The organism is Phaeovulum veldkampii DSM 11550 (assembly GCF_003034995.1).
Classification (GTDB): domain Bacteria; phylum Pseudomonadota; class Alphaproteobacteria; order Rhodobacterales; family Rhodobacteraceae; genus Phaeovulum; species Phaeovulum veldkampii.
Genome location: NZ_PZKF01000011.1, coordinates 15,427 through 31,914, shown reverse-complemented (window position 1 = coordinate 31,914; position 16,488 = coordinate 15,427). Strand labels below are relative to the sequence as shown.

At 65.5% G+C, this 16,488-nt stretch carries 13 protein-coding genes; 7 read left to right on the top strand and 6 right to left on the bottom strand.

Annotation, left to right across the window (positions count from 1 at the left end):
- The first annotated feature begins 72 nt into the window (after window positions 1-72).
- The 3 genes from C5F46_RS06390 to C5F46_RS06380 are packed head-to-tail and all read left to right on the top strand — an operon-like array spanning window position 73 to window position 4,266.
- The gene (locus C5F46_RS06390; RefSeq protein WP_107324532.1) at window positions 73-789 is read left to right on the top strand and encodes a hypothetical protein; all 717 of its coding nucleotides are present in this window, start codon (window positions 73-75) and stop codon (window positions 787-789) included.
- On the top strand, window positions 786-2,096 hold the full coding sequence (locus C5F46_RS06385; RefSeq protein ID WP_107324531.1) for an O-antigen ligase family protein: 1,311 nt from the start codon (window positions 786-788) through the stop codon (window positions 2,094-2,096). Before C5F46_RS06390 ends, C5F46_RS06385 begins: the two co-directional genes overlap by 4 nt.
- A gap of 37 nt (window positions 2,097-2,133) precedes the next feature.
- The gene (locus C5F46_RS06380) at window positions 2,134-4,266 is read left to right on the top strand and encodes a GumC family protein (RefSeq protein WP_107324530.1); all 2,133 of its coding nucleotides are present in this window, start codon (window positions 2,134-2,136) and stop codon (window positions 4,264-4,266) included.
- A gap of 8 nt (window positions 4,267-4,274) precedes the next feature.
- Here C5F46_RS06380 and C5F46_RS06375 read toward each other — a convergent pair whose 3' ends face one another.
- From C5F46_RS06375 to cysQ, 4 genes are all read right to left on the bottom strand, one after another.
- The gene (locus C5F46_RS06375) at window positions 4,275-4,955 is read right to left on the bottom strand and encodes a sugar transferase (RefSeq protein ID WP_107324529.1); all 681 of its coding nucleotides are present in this window, start codon (window positions 4,953-4,955) and stop codon (window positions 4,275-4,277) included.
- 87 nt (window positions 4,956-5,042) lie between these two features.
- Window positions 5,043-6,299 carry a glycosyltransferase family 2 protein gene (locus C5F46_RS06370; RefSeq protein ID WP_107324528.1) on the bottom strand — a complete coding sequence of 419 codons (1,257 nt, stop codon included), beginning with the start codon at window positions 6,297-6,299 and terminating at the stop codon, window positions 5,043-5,045.
- Window positions 6,296-7,096 (bottom strand): 3-deoxy-manno-octulosonate cytidylyltransferase, encoded by an 801-nt coding sequence (locus C5F46_RS06365; RefSeq protein WP_107324583.1) that lies wholly within the window; start codon window positions 7,094-7,096, stop codon window positions 6,296-6,298. The genes C5F46_RS06370 and C5F46_RS06365 overlap by 4 nt, the downstream gene beginning before the upstream one ends.
- A complete protein-coding gene (cysQ, locus tag C5F46_RS06360; RefSeq protein ID WP_107324527.1) occupies window positions 7,096-7,890 on the bottom strand; it encodes a 3'(2'),5'-bisphosphate nucleotidase CysQ in 795 nt (264 codons plus the stop codon). The genes C5F46_RS06365 and cysQ overlap by 1 nt, the downstream gene beginning before the upstream one ends.
- Window positions 7,891-8,018: 128 nt before the next feature.
- Here cysQ and C5F46_RS06355 point away from each other — a divergent pair, with 128 nt between their 5' ends.
- The gene (locus C5F46_RS06355) at window positions 8,019-8,840 is read left to right on the top strand and encodes an ABC transporter permease (RefSeq protein ID WP_107324526.1); all 822 of its coding nucleotides are present in this window, start codon (window positions 8,019-8,021) and stop codon (window positions 8,838-8,840) included.
- 6 nt (window positions 8,841-8,846) lie between these two features.
- Here the strand turns inward: C5F46_RS06355 and C5F46_RS06350 are convergent, their stop codons facing one another.
- Window positions 8,847-9,479 carry an alpha-ketoglutarate-dependent dioxygenase AlkB family protein gene (locus tag C5F46_RS06350; RefSeq protein ID WP_107324582.1) on the bottom strand — a complete coding sequence of 211 codons (633 nt, stop codon included), beginning with the start codon at window positions 9,477-9,479 and terminating at the stop codon, window positions 8,847-8,849.
- Window positions 9,480-9,658: 179 nt separating this feature from the next.
- On the opposite strand from C5F46_RS06350, the gene dnaK reads away from it, so the two are divergent.
- The 3 genes from dnaK to radC all read left to right on the top strand — a co-directional run bounded on the left by dnaK (window position 9,659) and on the right by radC (window position 13,648).
- Window positions 9,659-11,566 (top strand): molecular chaperone DnaK, encoded by a 1,908-nt coding sequence (gene dnaK / locus C5F46_RS06345; protein ID WP_107324525.1) that lies wholly within the window; start codon window positions 9,659-9,661, stop codon window positions 11,564-11,566.
- 72 nt (window positions 11,567-11,638) lie between these two features.
- Complete coding sequence (gene dnaJ / locus C5F46_RS06340; protein WP_107324524.1) at window positions 11,639-12,784, top strand: molecular chaperone DnaJ; 1,146 nt, start codon at window positions 11,639-11,641, stop codon at window positions 12,782-12,784.
- Between the two features lie 93 nt (window positions 12,785-12,877).
- Entirely contained in the window at window positions 12,878-13,648 is a 771-nt protein-coding gene (gene radC, locus C5F46_RS06335) for a RadC family protein (RefSeq protein WP_107324523.1), read from the top strand.
- Window positions 13,649-13,676: 28 nt separating this feature from the next.
- Here the strand turns inward: radC and secA are convergent, their stop codons facing one another.
- Complete coding sequence (secA, locus tag C5F46_RS06330) at window positions 13,677-16,379, bottom strand: preprotein translocase subunit SecA (RefSeq protein WP_107324522.1); 2,703 nt, start codon at window positions 16,377-16,379, stop codon at window positions 13,677-13,679.
- Window positions 16,380-16,488: the final 109 nt, after the last annotated feature.

The window sequence follows — 16,488 nt, the reverse complement described above, 5'->3', positions numbered from 1 at the left end:
TTCTCAATTTCACAACCTAAGGTAGTATACCGCAGGATCATCGTCAATTTCGAATACGCCCAAGGGGGCGAAATGCCGCCGGTCAATGGAATCCGATGCCAGACCAATGCCAAACCCGCCCGCACCGGGACCGTCGCGGCGCTGTTCTGCGCGGTGGCCAGCCTTGCGGTCGCGGCGGCGGCTTTGCAGCGGCTTGGCGCCGAATATGCCGCGATCCGTTTTGGCGAAATGTCCCCGCCACAGCAGATTGAGCGGCTGGCGGCAGGCCCACCCCCGATGCCCGGCTCGCTGCGCGGCACAAGGCTGCTGCTGGAGGGGTGTGACCGCGCGCTGCGCGGCCCCTTGGCGGCGGTGCAATCGGCGGCCCGGCGAACGGCAGTTGGGAAAAATTGCGGCGCGATTGCCGGGCAAGTTCTGGCGACGGCCCCGACGCTGGGACTGGCGCATCTGATCGTGGCCGAGGTGGCGCTGGCGCAGCAGGACCACGCGGTGTTCGAGGCGGCGCTGATCCGTGCCAATCGCGCCGCCGCGCAAGAGGGCTGGCTGGCCCAGCGCCGTTTTGACCTTGCGGCGCCGGGGTGTGCCGCGCTGTCGCCCAAGGCGCGGCGGGTGTTGCAGGCCGATGCGCGAGTGCTTGTCACGACGCATTCGGGGCGGCTTTTGCTTGCGCAGCACTATCAGCGCGTGGCTGCGCTGCGCCCGCTTCTGGCTGAGGTGACGCAGGCGGCGCCGGTTGCTGCGCAACGGTCGTTTCTGGGTGCCCTGCGGCGGGATGGGGCGATGCCATGACCCGTCCGGCCGCCGATCTGCGCGCGCCTTGGTGGCGTGCTGCCGCGCTGCCGGTGGCGTTGGTGGCACTTGTGCTGATCATGCCGCTGCCGCTGGGCGGCAATCGCGCGGCGGTCTGGCTTGCCAGCACTGCGGTTTGCGGTCTTTTGGTTTCGGCCCTCGCCCTGCGGCTGGTTCATGCAGGCCGCTGCCTGCAGATTGCGGCCTTGGGGGATGTGATCGGGCCGGTCTTGCTGGCGTTGGCGTTCGGCATGATCCAGACTTTGCCGCTGGCCCCCTATCTGCCCGCAGGCTGGCTGGCGCTGCCAGATATCGGCGCCGCGCTGCCGCGCACCATCAGCCTTGTGCCCGAGGCAAGCCTGACGGGGCTGTTGCGACTGGCCGGGGCGGTTGCGTTTCTGGCGTTGATGCTGGAGGTCGCCACCGCACCGCAGATTGCCCGCCGGATCGGGTGGGCGCTGTTTGCCGCAGTGGTGATCCATGCGGTTTTGGCGCTGATCGCGGGACCGTCCGGCGATGCGCGCGGTGGTCTTGCCGGGCCGTTTGCCAACCCCAATTCCTTCGCCACATTTCTGGGCATGGGTGCGGTTCTGGGGCTGGCGTTGTTGCCCGCGCGGGGCCGGAACCATCCCTCGCGCAGCGGGGCGGCGATGATGCGGCGCGCTGGGCTTTGGCTGTGCCTTGGGCTGGTGTTGCTGGCGCTGCTGGGCACAGATTCACGCATGGGGGTGTTTGCCACAATTCTGGGGCTGGCCGTCGTGGTGGCCGGGCAGCCGAGGCGGCTTGTTACCGCATTGGGGTTGGGGGCGCTGCTGCTGGGCGTGCTGGCGCTGTCGGCCGGCGTGCTGGATCGCGCGGTGTTTCTGGCCGAAGCGGTTGCGACGCGGGCCGAGGTCTATCGTCAAACCCTGGGTCTGATCGCGGCACGGCCGTTGGCGGGTTATGGGCTGGATGCCTTTGCACCGGCGTTTGAGCTGGTGCATCGCCCGCCGCTTGCCTCCACCCGGCTGTGGGACAATGCGCATTCCTCCTATCTGACGCTGTGGGTTGAACTGGGCCTGATCGCGGGCAGCCTGCCGATGTTGGCGGCGCTGGCCGTAGCGCGCCGGTTGCTGCGGCAGATGCGCGGCGCCGGGCCTGATGCGGCCTTGCCCCGTGCCGCGCTGGCGGCGCTGATCCTTGCGGCGGTTCATGCGCTGGTCGATTTCAGCCTGGAAATCCACGCCAACCTGCTGATGTTGCTGGCACTGATCGCTCTGGGTCTGTCGCAGCCATCACCCGAAAAACGGGTGCATTATACAATTTAAGATTGCATTTCATCCGAAAACGCCGGACCAAGTGTTTATGCAACCCGAGACGTTCGATCTGTCATCGACCCTGTCCTTGCTGCGTCGGCAGTTGGGGCTGATCGGCGTGACGCTGGGTCTTGCGCTGGGGCTGGCGGTGGCCTTTCTGGCGCTGGTGCCGCCGATTTATACCGCCACAGCGCTGGTGATGGTCGATACCGGCAAACGCTCGCTGCTGTATGCGGATGAACCCGCCCCCTCGGCAGCGTCAGAGAATGCGCGGGTGGAAAGCGAGGTTGAAATCTTGCGCGCCCCCACCACCGCGCTGGCCGTGGTGCGCGATGAAAAGCTTGTCGTTGACCCTGAATTTGGTCCCCGCCTTGGGCTGAGCGACAAGCTGCGTCTGGCGCTGGGCCTTGCCCCTGCCGACAGCCCCGGCGGCGAGGCGCTGGCCAATGTGGTGCTGGACCGGCTGAGCGATGCCGTCACGATCCGTCGCCGCGGGCTGACCAATCTGATCGCGGTTTCCGTCGCCGCGAAAAGCCCCGACCGGGCCGCGTCGCTCGCCAATGCGCTGACCGCCGTTTATATCGACGCGCAGGTCGCCTCCAAGGTCGCGGGGGCGCTGGCGGCGCGCGACAAGTTGCAGGGCCAGATCGCAACAGCCGAGATGGCGCTGACTGCGTCCGAGACAGCGATTGACGGCTATATCGAGAATAATCTGGCCCGGATCGAGGCCGAAGGCGGGCGCACAGACCTTGCCGCGCTGCGCAGCCGGATTCAGGCGTTGGAGGCTGAACGGCGCACCGCCGAGGCGCAGGCCGGCGCGGCCCGTCTGGCGCTGGAGCAGGAAGATTGGGCAGGGCTGACCGCGCGGCTGGGCGATGCGGCGCTGGCCAGCCTGCAACGCCAGCGCGTCGATCTGGAGCGGCGACTGGGCGGTGTGGCCCCCGACACCCCCGAGGCGGTCGATCTGACCGCCGCGCTGGCCGCGCTGGAGGCCGATCAGGCGCGCCGTGCGGCCGCTGCGCTGGACGGCATCGCCGGAACCGCCGTGGCGCTGTCGGGCGCCGAGCGCGAAGCGCGGGCCGAACTGCGCGGGGTTCTGGCCGATGGGGCGCTGCCCTCCGAGGTTCTGATCGGGCTTTATCAGTTGCAGCAAGAGGCGGGCATTGCCCGCGGCCAGTATCAGATGCTGCTGTCGCGCATCCGCGAACTGGAGATGCAGGCCGCTGTGCAGATCGCCGACAGTCGGGTGGTTTCGCCCGCCCTTGCGCCGATAGAGCCGAGCTTTCCGAAACCCGCAATGGTGTTGGTGCTGGCGCTGGTGGCGGGGCTGGGGTTGGGCATCGGGTTGGCGGTGCTGACCGAATATCATCTGGGGGGCATCACCTCGGAAAGCCAGTTGCGCGATGTGCTGCGGGCGCGGGTGGCGACGGCTGTTCCGCAGATGCCGCGCAGGCAGGAGGGCGGGGCTTCGGTTGCCGACACTGTCGTGCTGGCCCCGCTGTCACCCTATGCCGAGGCGATCCGCCGCCTGCGGGCGGCGCTGGAACTGTCGCTGCGACAGGGGCCGGAGCGGGCGGGCAGTGCCATGGGTCAGACCATCATCGTGACATCTGCGCTGCCGGGCGAGGGCAAAAGCACCACCGCCCTTGCGCTGGCGCGGGGCTTTGCGCTGGCGCAGCGCCGGGTGCTTCTGATCGACGCTGATCTGCGCAAACCCTCGATTCATGCGTTGATCGGGTTGGTGCCGGATCGGGGCCTGATCGACTATCTGCTTGATCCTTCGGAAAACGATCTGACCGCGACGCTGATGGCACAAGACCCGTTGACGGGCGCCGCGGTGATCCCCGGTCGAGGCCGGGCGCAGCGCGAAACAGATCAGCTCTTGGGGTCCGACGTGTTTGTGGCGCTGATCCAGGCAGCGCGCGAGGTGTTCGATATTGTCATCGTCGATGCGCCGCCGGTTCTGGCTGCGGTGGACACGCGCTATCTGGTGCCGCATGGCGATGCGGTGGCGATGACGGTGCGCTTTGCCTCGACCGGGCAGGGCGATCTGCGCAGTGCGGTTCAGACGCTGGCGGAGGTGATGGCGCCGGGGGCCGAGTTGCTGACGGCGCTGAGCCATCAGCCACAGGGGCGCGACGCCGCGCGCTATGCCGATTACGCCGACCCCGCCGAGATCTGAGACGCGCCTTAGCGTCCGGTCATCCGCACCACCACGCCTGCGGTGCGGATCAGCAGCGCCAGATCGGTGAGGGCCGAGGCGCTGGCGTAATAGCCTTCATCGAACCGCACCCGATCGACAAATCGGGTGGTGCTGCGGCCATCTACCTGCCATGGGCCGGTCACACCGGGACGGATCAGGAAATAGGCGCGCCCTCCGGCCTCGGCGTAAAGCCGTTCCTGGCTGGGCATGAAGGGGCGCGGGCCGACAAGGCTCATGTCGCCCCGCAGGATGTTCCATATCTGGGGCAATTCATCCAGACTGGTGCGGCGCAGAAAAGCGCCGATCCGGGTAACGCGGGGGTCGTTTTCAAGTTTCTGGCGGTTGTGCCATTCCCGGGCCAGCGCCGGGTCGTCTGCGCAAAGCTGGGTCAGTCGCGTCTCGGCATCCACGGCCATGCTGCGCAATTTCCAGCAGCGAAACGGCCGCCCGCCACGCCCGACGCGGGTTTGGCAGAAAAAGCCGGGGCCGCCATCTGCCCGCACCAAGGCCCACAAAACCGTGGTCACGAGTGCTACCACCGGCAGGATCACCAGACACAGCAGGATGTCGAACAGCCGCTTGCCCGGCCCGAAGTGACGATTTGCCCGGATCGAGACGGTCGCCGCGCCATCATCAACACCGGGCGACGCGTCGAAGGTCAGGGTCATGATGCCTCCTTGCGCGAAGACTGCCCGGCGCGGCGCGATTGAAACGGCACGGCCACAGCCGATGTCTACATCGTTTGCCTTGACAACTCAAGGTTGTATTTTCGCGGGGCCTGGCCGTGGCCCCTTACATGGGGCGCAGCCCGGCCAGCCGCTCCGTTTCGGCGCCAGCCGTGCGGCGAAGCTGCCGGGGTGCAGCCGGGGGCCGCCCGGCCCGGCCCGACCCCACAGGCCGCCGGTCTGTTCCCAGATGCCCGCGTCGGTAAAGCACATCTGATGCGGGCGGGCATCGGGGCTGAACAGGAACAGGGTCACGATCTCGCCCGCGGCCAGGGCTGCCGCTGCGCGGGCGCGCAGGCGCTGGGCCTGCCACGGGCGCCCGGCCAGCACCCGCCCGGGGCGCGGCCCGGCGGGAAAGCGCAGGAACGGCAACGTCGGGGGGCCGATTGGTGCCAGCTTGGCCAAGGGGCGCAGCGCCCCCTCGGCCAGCCCGTCCTCCAGTGTGCGCATCAGGCGGGCCACGTCGCGCGGCTCCAGCCGGGCGGCCAGCATGTGCCGCACCAGCCGCGCCCGTTCGCGCGTGCGCAACCGTGCCAGCGCAGCGGCCGCCGGCCCGCCCGCATGGCGGCGCCAGAACACGGCGGTCGAGGCGCCGATGTCATGCAGGCTGCATGGCACCCTGTCCGCCCGCCGCAGCGCCGAGGCGGCAAGGCGGTGGTGAACCTGTGCCATCGGCACGATTGCAGTGGTGTGCCCCGCGGCCGCGAGCCGCCAGTTCACATCGGTTTCATCCAGAAAATACCGGTAGGCCGGGTCAAACCCGCCCAGCCCTGCCAGCAGATCGCGGCGAAAGGCGCAGTTGGTGCCCATTGTGGCCACAGCCCTGCCGGGCGGGGCGGTGGGCAGGCTGGGGGCAAGGCCCGCAAGGGGCAGCGGTGTGATTTCGGCCCAGGCATCGGTCAGGCCGGCCCGCCACTGATAACCGATGCCGTCGGGGCCGCGCACGGCCCCGCCCGCCGCCGCCACCTCGGGTGCGGCAAAGGGGCGGGTCAGATGCGACAGCCAGCTTGGTTCCGGCACGGCATCGTCATCCAGAAACGCCACCACCTGTCCCGCCGCCACGGCCAGCCCGGCATTGCGCGCGGCCGAGATATTGGCGACGTCAAAGGCCACACGCTTGACCGCCAGACCCTGAGCCTGCGCCAAGCCCGCGGGGTCTGTGACCACGATCAGCTCAAAGTCGGAGTGATCGAGTTGTGCCACCGCCAGCAAGCACCGCGCAAGCGCGTCAGGCCGGTGGCGCGAGGTGATGATCAGGCTGGTGCGGGGCACCGACCCTGTGGTCATGCAAGGCCCATCTCGGCCATCATCGCCTCGATCCGCGGCACATCGGCGGGGTTGTTCAGTTCCCAGAACTGGCGGCCGCGGGCCTCGACCTCGACACACAGGACGGCGCGGCCATTCTCCAGAAAGCGCAGTTGTTCCAGCCCCTCAAGGGTTTCCAGCGGCCCGACCGGCCAGCCCGGATAGGCCGCCAGCGCCGCCGGGCGGTAGGCATAGACGCCGACATGGTGAAACACCGGCGTCGGTTCCGTCGCGCCATAGGTCTGGCCGGTGAAGGGGATCACCTCTTTCGAAAAATACAGCCCACGCCCCCTGGCCCCGAAGACTGCGGTGGTGCCACCCACGCGGCCCGCGCGCCGGTCGGCCAGCAGGGCCGCCAGCATCGCGCCCTCGCAGCGCAGCACGGGGGTGGCGATCTCGGCGCCCGGATCGGCGCGCAGACCCGCCACCAGCGCCTCGATGAACCATGGCGGGGTCAGCGGCGCGTCGCCTTGCAGGTTCACCACGATGTCAAATCCGCCGCCCAGTCGTGCCACCGCCTCGGCGCAGCGTTCGGTGCCGTTCTGGCAGGTGGTGGCGGTCATCACCACCTCGGCGCCAAAGCCCTGGGCATGGTCGCGGATGCGGTCGTCATCGGTGGCCACCACCACGCGCGCCACGCCCTGCACGGCCAGCGCGGCCTCCCAACTGCGCTGGATCAGGGTCTTGGCCTGCCCGGTCGCGCCGCGCAGCGCCACCAGCGGTTTGGCCGGATAGCGGCTGGAGGCATAGCGCGCCGGAATGACGATCAGAACCGACATCATTTCACCAGAAGAACGCCGGGGGCGTAGGCGATGAAGAAGGGGTTTGCATAGCCCGGTTTTCCATAGGTCAGGGGGGTGTGGTCATCAAGCCGCACCACCTGCCCGCCCGCGCCGCGCAGCACGGCATCGCCCGCCGCAGTATCCCATTCCATTGTCCGGCCAAGCCGGGGGTAAAGGTCGGCCTCGCCCGTCGCCACAAGGCAGAATTTCAGCGACGATCCCGCGCTGGTCATGTCGCGCACGCCATAGCGGGCGATGTAATCGTCGGTTGCCTGATCTCGGTGCGATTTCGAAGCCACGACCATCAGCGCCCGGTTGTCTGGCACCGATACAGTGATGGGCCGCTGATCGCCGGGGGTTTCCTTGTCGAAGGGACCGGTTTCCTCGACCGCGCGACCATCGCCAAGCGTGTAAAAGAGCCGCCCCTTGGCGGGCGCATAGACCACCCCGCGCAGCGGCACGCCGTTTTCGACGTACGCAATGTTGACGGTGAAATCGCCGCGGCGCTGCACAAATTCCTTGGTGCCGTCCAGCGGATCGACAATCAGAAAGGTTTGCGCCTGTTGCCCGTGGCTGGCGGCCTGTTCCTCGGTGATCATCGCCAGATCGGGAAAGGCTGCGCGCAGACCCGCCGAAATCAGCGCATCAGCGGCCTCGTCAGCCGCGGTGACGGGGCTGGCATCGGATTTGGCGCGCACCTCGAAATCGGGGCTGGCATAAATCTGCATGATCCGGTCGCCCGCCTCTAGCGCAAGGCGGCGCATCACGGCAACAAGACGGTCAAGGTCCATCGTGCAGGCTCCTTTCGTGGCGGGCGCTGCCGGATTGATCCGAAGGCCCCGCCCCCTTATGATGCGCCGTCAACGAAACGGCAAGATTTCCTGCCGATACCGGGCAGCGGGGTCACGCAGGGCGCAACATGTTCAAGCCGCATCGCAGCACCGGCACGATCAGCCTCGGGTTCGAGTTTCTGGAACTGCTTTTTCACTCCACCGTCCGCTCGGTCCGCAAGGGCCATGGCAATGCGGTGATCGGCCTTGTGATGAACATTCTCCAGACCCTGGTGATGGTCGGGGTGTTCTATTTCATGATGACCATGATCGGCCTGCGCCAGATCGCCATTCGCGGCGATTTCCTGCTCTATATCATGAGCGGCGTCTTGCTGTTCATGACCCATGTCAAGGCCGTCAGCGCGGTGATGGGGGCCGAAGGGCCGACATCGGCGATGATGAAACACGCGCCGATGAACACCATGGTTGCCGTCGCATCTTCGGCATTCGCCGCGCTGTATCAACAGATCCTGTCAATGGCGGTGGTGCTGTATATCTACCACGCCGCCTTTACCCCGATCGAGATCGAGAATCCGGCCGGGGCGGTGGGCATGGTGTTGTTGTCGTGGTTTACCGGTGTGTCGATCGGCATGGTCTTTCTGGCCTTGCAGCCGTGGATACCGGATGTGGTTAACCTGGCCTCGCTGCTGTATCGGCGGGCCAGCATGTTTGCCTCGGGCAAGATGTTTCTGGCCAATACGCTGGGGGCCAAGATGCTGGCGCTGTTCGACTGGCACCCGCTGTTTCACACCATAGATCAGGCGCGCGGGTTCACCTTCATCAACTACAACCCGCATTTTTCGTCGATATCCTATCCGGTCTATGTCGGGCTTACCTTCCTTATGCTGGGCCTGATGGGCGAATTCTACACCCGCCGCAACGCCTCGCTCAGTTGGGGCGCGCGGCGCTGACCGACCTCAGGTCACGACTCGCAGCGTCAGGCTAAGCCGCCCGCCCTGCGGCAGCAGGTGCGAGCTGCCAAAAGCCACCCGGTCCACGCCATGAAACCGCAGCCGCGCGGCCCCGCCCATCACCAGCACATCGCCCGACCGCAGCCACAGGCTTTGCGTGCCGCCGCCGCGGGTCAGGTTGCCGATCCGGAACAGCGCGTCATCGCCCAGCGAGATCGACACAACCGGCAGGGTGAAATCGGCCTCGTCACGGTCCTGGTGCAGGCCCATCCTCGCACCCTCGGGGTAATAGTTCACGAGGCAGCATTCCGGTGCCCGCGTCGTCCCCGCCACAGCCTGCCAGATTTCCAGAACTTGCGGCGGGATCGGGGGCCAGGCGCCGCCTGCCGGATGGCGCGGGGCGTAGCGATAGCCGTGTCGGTCCGACACCCAGCCGAAATCGCCCGCCGAGGTCATCTTGACGCTCATCGCCCGACCCGAGGGGGTAACGGGCGAAAACAAGGGCGCCGCGGCGGCAACGCCACGCAGATCGGTCAGCAGCGCGCGCTGTTCGTCGACGGTCAGCCAGCCCGGATAATGCCGAAACCCCCGAATATCGCGCGGCGGCGGGCGATCTGTGCGACCTGACGCAGATTCCATCTTTTCCTCTGTCATTCGTTTTCCTGCGCGGCTTGCAGGGTGCAAGACCCCTCCTTATATACGCCCAGAAGCCGGACGGGGCAGGCCCCCGCGCCGGGAGAAGTTGAAAACCTGGGATCGGAGGGCAGGGGCCGTGTTCGGGCCTGTCGTCCACCATATCGCCAAGAAGAGGGTATATCATGGCCAAAGTCATCGGCATCGACCTGGGGACCACGAACAGCTGCGTCGCCATCATGGACGGGGCCCAGCCGCGGGTGATCGAGAATTCCGAAGGGGCGCGCACGACGCCCTCGATCGTTGCTTACACCGATAACGAGCGTCTCGTCGGCCAGCCCGCCAAACGGCAGGCGGTGACGAACCCGACCAATACGATTTTCGCCGTCAAACGCCTGATCGGTCGTCGCGTGACAGATGCCGAGGTGGAAAAAGACCGCAAGCTGGTGCCTTATTCGATCGTCGACGGCGGCAACGGCGATGCCTGGGTCGAGGTGAGGGGCGAAAAATTCAGCCCCGCGCAGGTTTCGGCCGTGATCCTGCAAAAGATGAAGGAAACCGCCGAAAGCTATCTGGGCGAGGCCGTCACGCAGGCTGTCATCACTGTTCCGGCCTATTTCAACGACGCCCAGCGTCAGGCGACCAAGGACGCGGGCAAGATCGCGGGCCTTGAGGTTCTGCGTATCATCAACGAACCCACCGCGGCAGCGCTGGCCTATGGCCTGGACAAGAAAGAATCGAAAACCATCGCGGTCTATGACCTTGGCGGCGGCACCTTTGACATCACCATTCTGGAGATCGACGACGGTCTGTTCGAGGTGAAATCCACGAACGGCGACACCTTTCTGGGTGGCGAAGACTTTGACATGCGGATCGTCAACTATCTGGCGGACGAGTTCAAGAAAGAGCATGGCGTTGACCTGACCAAGGACAAGATGGCGCTTCAGCGCCTGAAAGAGGCGGCAGAAAAGGCCAAGATCGAGCTGTCCTCCAGCCAGCAGACCGAAATCAACCAGCCGTTCATCAGCATGAACGCGCAGTCGGGCACGCCGCTGCACATGGTGATGAAGCTGACCCGCGCCAAGCTGGAAAGCCTTGTCGCCGACCTGATCAAGGCAAGCCTGAAGCCCTGCGCCGCGGCGCTGAAGGATGCGGGCCTGTCGAAAGGCGACATCGACGAGGTGGTTCTGGTCGGCGGCATGACCCGTATGCCGAAAGTGGTGGAAGAGGTGACCAACTTCTTCGGCAAGGAACCGCACAAAGGTGTGAACCCTGACGAGGTGGTTGCGCTGGGCGCGGCCATTCAGGCGGGGGTGCTGCAAGGCGACGTGAAGGATGTGGTCCTGCTCGACGTGACGCCGCTGAGCCTTGGTATCGAAACGCTGGGCGGCGTGTTCACCCGGCTGATCGACCGCAACACCACGATCCCGACCAAGAAAAGCCAGATCTTCTCGACCGCCGAAGACAACCAGAACGCGGTGACGATCCGCGTGTTCCAGGGCGAGCGCGAGATGGCCGCCGATAACAAGATGCTGGGCATGTTCAACCTTGAAGACATCCCGCCCGCCCCGCGCGGGATGCCGCAGATCGAGGTCACCTTCGACATCGACGCGAACGGCATCGTCTCGGTTTCGGCCAAGGACAAGGGTACCGGCAAGAGCCAGAACATCACGATCCAGGCCTCGGGCGGGCTGACCGACGACGAGATCGAAAAGATGGTCAAGGACGCCGAGGCGAATGCCGAAGCCGACAAGGCGCGCAAGGATCTGGTCGAAACCCGCAACCAGGCTGAAAGCCTGCTGCACTCGACCAGGAAATCGCTGGAAGAGCATGGCGACAAGGTGGATGGTTCCACGGTCGAGGTGATCGAACTGGCGATGAACGCGCTGGAAGAGGCGCTGAAAACCGACGATGCCGGCAAGATCAAGGGTGGTATCCAGAACCTGACTGACGCGGCGATGAAGCTGGGTGAGGCGATTTACAAGGCGCAGGCGGCCCAGTCTGGCGGCGCCGAGGATGACGCGCCCCGCGGCGTGGACGATGACATCGTCGATGCCGATTTCGAAGATCTGGGCGAGAACAAGCGCAAATAAGCGCAGCAACCTCGGGGGCCGGTCCGCGCAATGCTGCGGGCCGGTCCTTGCGTTGGGCCAAGGGGGTGCAACATGGCAAAGCGTGATTTCTACGAGGTTCTGGGCGTGGCGCGTGGCGCTTCGGCCGACGAGATCAAAAAGGCCTATCGGACCAAGGCCAAAGAGCTTCACCCCGACCGCAATCAGGACAACCCCGACGCCGAGGCCCAGTTCAAGGAAGTGAACGAGGCCTATGATGTGCTGAAGGACGATACCCGCAAGGCCGCCTATGACCGCTATGGCCACGCTGCCTTTGAGGGTGGCATGGGGGGCGGCGGGCCGCGTGGCGGCTATGCTGGGCAGGGCGATTTTGCGTCGGCCTTCTCGGATGTGTTCGAGGATCTGTTCGGCGATTTCGTGGGCGGCCGTGCTGGCGGCGGGCGATCCCGTGCCAGCCGCGGGTCGGACCTGCGCTACAACCTGCGTATCGCGCTGGAAGATGCCTTTGCGGGGGTGCAGAAAACCATCACCGTGCCCGGATCGGTGGCCTGCACGGCCTGCAACGGCACGGGCGCCGAGGGCGGCGCAGAGCCGGTTTCCTGCCCGACCTGTTCGGGGCTGGGCAAGGTGCGGGCGCAGAACGGCTTTTTCACCGTGGAGCGGACCTGCCCGACCTGCAATGGCGCAGGTCAGGTCGTCAAGAACCCCTGCCGTGTCTGCCACGGTGCGGGCCGCGTTGAGAAAGAGCGCACCTTGTCGGTCAATATCCCGGCGGGGGTGGAAACCGGCACCCGCATCCGGCTGGCAGGCGAGGGCGAACCGGGTCTGCGCGGCGGGCCTGCGGGCGATCTTTACATCTTCATTGAGGTGAAGGAGCACGCGATCTTTCAGCGCGACGGGCTGATGCTGTTCTGTCGCGTGCCGGTCAGCATGGCCTCGGCGGCGCTGGGCGGCGAGGTCGAGGTGCCTACGATCGACGGCGGCCGAAGCCGTGTAAAAATTCCGGCGGGCAGCCAGTCGGGGCGCCAGATGCGGCTGCGCGGCAAGGGGATGCCGGCGCTGCGTGGCGGTGGTGCGGGTGACATGCTGATTGAACTGGCGGTGGAAACGCCGGTCAACCTGACCACGCGGCAAAAGGAACTGCTGCGCGAATTCGAAAAGATCGAGGCCGAAAACAACCCGGAAACTGCGTCGTTCTTCAAGAAGGTCAAAACCTTTTGGGATGGAATGAAGGGGTGAACCCGCAGCCCCCCGCTGCGGCGGGGGGCTTGGCCGCGCAGGCGCCGCGACGCCGTTAACCATTTATTCACGTTGCTGCGCGAGGCTGAAGGCATGACCTGTCCCCGTGCCTTTTCCGAAGCTCCGCTACCGCTTTTCGCCTGCGATGCAGACGAGGCTGCGGCGGTGCCGATGGCACCCACCGGGCGGTTGCCCTCCTACATCCAGGACCACCGCAAACGCCTGCGCACCCGGTTCATGGAGGGGGGCGCGGCGGCCATGCCCGATTACGAACTGCTGGAGCTTGTGCTGTTTCGGGCCATCCCGCGGCAGGATGTGAAACCCCTGGCGCGGCGCCTGCTGGAGGTGTTTGGCGATTTCAACCGCGTGCTGTCGGCCCCGCCGCACCGCCTGGCCGAGGTGCAGGGGGTGGGCGATGCCGTGGTGCAGGAACTGAAGATCGTCGAGGCGGCGGCGCAGCGGATGGCGCGGGCGCGGGTGCTGAACCGGCAGGTGCTATCTTCGTGGGATGCGTTGCTGGATTATTGCCACACCACCATGGCGCATCGGGAAACCGAACAGTTCCGGGTGCTGTATCTGGATCGCAAGAACGTGCTGATCGCCGACGAGGAACAGGGCCGCGGCACCGTCGATCATGTGCCGGTCTATCCGCGCGAGGTGGTCAAACGCGCGCTGGAACTGAACGCCAGCGCGCTGATTCTGGTGCATAATCACCCCTCGGGCGATCCGACCCCGTCCGAGGCCGACATGGCCATGACAGGCCAGGTCCAGGATGCAGCCCAGGTTCTGGGCATCGTGCTGCACGACCACCTGATCATTGGCAAAAGCCGCGAACTCAGCTTTCGCGCCTCAGGCTATCTGTAACGGAAGGGGCGGCTAAAGCCGCCCCGTCTTATGCCAGCCTGCCGTGGCAGTGCTTGAACTTTTCCCCCGACCCGCAGGGGCAGGGATCGTTGCGCGAGGGGTTGCCCCAGGTCGAGGGGTCAGTTTCGTCAAAGGCCACCGCTGCGGCCTTGGCGGGCGCGGGTTGCGGCGTTTGCTTTGCGACCGGGGCCGGGGCCGCCGGCTTCGGCTGCGGGGCCATCTGGGCCATCAGCATGGTCTGCTCTTCGGCGGTGATCGGCCGAAGTTGTGCCAGCCGCTCGGTCACTTCGCTGCGCAGGCTGTTCAACAACGTCTCGAACAGTTGGAACGACTCGGTCTTGTATTCAGACAGCGGGTCGCGCTGCGCATAGCCGCGGAAGCCCACGACCGAGCGCAGATGTTCCAGCGTCACCAGATGTTCGCGCCATTTGGCGTCAATGGTTTGCAGCAGTATCTGCTTTTCGATCGCCCGCATCGTTTCGGTGCCAAAGCGGTCGGCCTTGTCGCGCAGATAGGCGTCGGAAATCTTTTCCAGACGGGTGCGGATTTCGTCCTGATCCACGCCTTCCTCGGCGGCCCAGGCGGTGATCGGCAGGTCCATGTTCAGCCGATCAAGCACGGCGGCTTGCAGGCCCTTGCTGTTCCACTGGTCGGCATAGGTCTTGGCAGGCGTGAATTCCCCGACCATGTCATCGATCACCTGATGGCGCATGTCGCGGGTGATCTCGTCCACCGACTCGGCGCGCATGATATCCAGACGCTGGCTGAAGATCGCCTTGCGCTGGTCGTTCATCACGTCGTCGAATTTCAGCAATTGCTTGCGGATGTCAAAGTTGCGCCCTTCGACCTTGGCCTGCGCGCGTTCGAGCGATTTGTTCACCCAGGGGTGAATGATCGCCTCGCCCTCTTTCATGCCCAGCCGCGACAGCACCGCATCGAGCTTGTCCGAGCCGAAGATGCGCATCAGGTCATCTTCCAGCGACAGGAAGAACAGCGAGCGGCCAGGGTCGCCCTGACGACCGGAGCGGCCTCGCAACTGGTTGTCGATCCGGCGGCTTTCGTGCCGTTCGGTGGCCAGAACGAACAGCCCCCCGGCCTCCAGCACCTTGGCCTTTTCGTCGGCGTGTTCGGCCTCGATCCGGGCGCGCAATTCGTCGGGGTGGGCGCCGGGGTCTTTGGCCAGCGCCTCCAGCACCTTCAATTCCACGTTGCCGCCCAACTGGATGTCGGTGCCGCGACCGGCCATGTTGGTGGCGATGGTGACGGCACCGGGCTTGCCGGCCTCGGCCACGATATAGGCTTCCTGTTCATGCTGGCGGGCGTTCAGCACGTTATGCGCAATGCCCTCTTTCTTCAGCATCTCGGACAGCATTTCCGACTTTTCGATCGAGGTGGTGCCCACCAGAATCGGCTGGCCCTTGGCATTGGCCTCGTGGATGGCGCCCACCACGGCCATATATTTTTCGCGCGCGGTGCGATAGACGCGGTCGTGTTCGTCGATCCGCTGCACCGGCCGGTTGGTGGGCACTTCGACCACGCCAAGGCCGTAAATCTCGGCGAATTCCTCGGCTTCGGTCACCGCGGTGCCGGTCATGCCCGCCAGCTTGTCGTAGAGCCGGAAGTAGTTCTGGAACGTTACCGAGGCGAGCGTTACGTTTTCGGGCTGAATGGTGACGCCTTCCTTGGCCTCGATCGCCTGATGCAGACCGTCCGACAGGCGGCGGCCCTGCATCATCCGGCCGGTAAATTCGTCGATCAGCACGATTTCGTCGCCGCGCACGATGTAGTTTTGGTCTTTGTGGAACAGCTTGTGCGCGCGCAATGCCTGCGTGACATGGTGCACGATGGTCGTGCTTTCGGGGTCATAGAGCGACTGGCCCTCCGGCAGGATGCCCTCTTCGCGCAGGCGCTGCTCGATGAATTCGTTGCCGTCCTCGGTATAGGTGGCGTTGCGGGTCTTTTCATCGAGGCTGAAATGCTCGGCCCGGATTTCGGGGATGAAGCGGTCCAGCGTCTTGTAAAGTTCGGACCGGTCCTGCGAGGGGCCGGAAATGATCAGCGGGGTGCGCGCCTCGTCAATCAGGATGCTGTCAACTTCGTCCACGATCGCAAAGAAATGGCCGCGCTGCGACATTTCGGGGATCGAACTGCGCATGTTGTCGCGCAGATAGTCAAAGCCCAACTCGTTGTTGGTGGCATAGGTGATGTCGGCCTTGTAGGCGGCGCGTTTTTCGGCGTCGGGCTGATAGGGCACCACAACGCCCGTGGTCAGCCCCAGCGCCGCATGAACCTTGCCCATCCACTCGGCATCGCGGCGCGCCAGATAGTCGTTGACGGTCACGATATGCACGCCCTTGCCCGCCAGCGCGTTCAGGTAGGCGGGGAAGGTGGCGACCAGCGTCTTGCCTTCGCCGGTCTTCATCTCGGCGATGTTGCCTTGGTGCAGAAAGATGCCGCCCATCAACTGCACATCAAAGGCGCGCAAGCCCAGCGCGCGGCGCGCGGCCTCGCGGCAGTTGGCGAATGCTTCGGGCAGCAGGTCATCCAGGCTTTCGCCGCCTTGCGCGCGTTGCTGCAATTGGGCGGTCTTGGCCTTGATGCCCGCCTCGGTCAGTTTCTGGAACTCCGGCTCCAGCGCGTTGATCTTTTCAACCAGCGGACGGGCCGATTTCACCATGCGGTCGTTGGGCGTGCCAAAAACCTTTTTCGCGAGTGTCCCAAAGCCCAGCATGTGTTCTCCGCGGGTTCGATTGCGCCATCGTGTGAAACGTGGCCTTGCCCGCACCTTCGGGCTTGCCTAGAACGGCTGCTAACAAAGGGCGGATTAGCCTTCACAAGTC

Bases quoted from the DNA above. Each gene is read 5' to 3' on its own strand.
- C5F46_RS06385 (WP_107324531.1), top strand. From the start codon at position 786: ATGACCCGTCCGGCCGCCGATCTGCGCGCGCCTTGGTGGCGTGCTGCC.
- cysQ (WP_107324527.1), bottom strand. From the start codon at position 7,890: ATGGACCTTGACCGTCTTGTTGCCGTGATGCGCCGCCTTGCGCTAGAG.
- C5F46_RS06350 (WP_107324582.1), bottom strand. From the start codon at position 9,479: ATGGAATCTGCGTCAGGTCGCACAGATCGCCCGCCGCCGCGCGATATT.
- C5F46_RS06365 (WP_107324583.1), bottom strand. From the start codon at position 7,096: ATGTCGGTTCTGATCGTCATTCCGGCGCGCTATGCCTCCAGCCGCTAT.
- secA (WP_107324522.1), bottom strand. From the start codon at position 16,379: ATGCTGGGCTTTGGGACACTCGCGAAAAAGGTTTTTGGCACGCCCAAC.
- C5F46_RS06390 (WP_107324532.1), top strand. From the start codon at position 73: ATGCCGCCGGTCAATGGAATCCGATGCCAGACCAATGCCAAACCCGCC.
- C5F46_RS06370 (WP_107324528.1), bottom strand. From the start codon at position 6,299: ATGACCACAGGGTCGGTGCCCCGCACCAGCCTGATCATCACCTCGCGC.
- radC (WP_107324523.1), top strand. From the start codon at position 12,878: ATGACCTGTCCCCGTGCCTTTTCCGAAGCTCCGCTACCGCTTTTCGCC.
- dnaK (WP_107324525.1), top strand. From the start codon at position 9,659: ATGGCCAAAGTCATCGGCATCGACCTGGGGACCACGAACAGCTGCGTC.
- C5F46_RS06380 (WP_107324530.1), top strand. From the start codon at position 2,134: ATGCAACCCGAGACGTTCGATCTGTCATCGACCCTGTCCTTGCTGCGT.
- dnaJ (WP_107324524.1), top strand. From the start codon at position 11,639: ATGGCAAAGCGTGATTTCTACGAGGTTCTGGGCGTGGCGCGTGGCGCT.
- C5F46_RS06375 (WP_107324529.1), bottom strand. From the start codon at position 4,955: ATGACCCTGACCTTCGACGCGTCGCCCGGTGTTGATGATGGCGCGGCG.
- C5F46_RS06355 (WP_107324526.1), top strand. From the start codon at position 8,019: ATGTTCAAGCCGCATCGCAGCACCGGCACGATCAGCCTCGGGTTCGAG.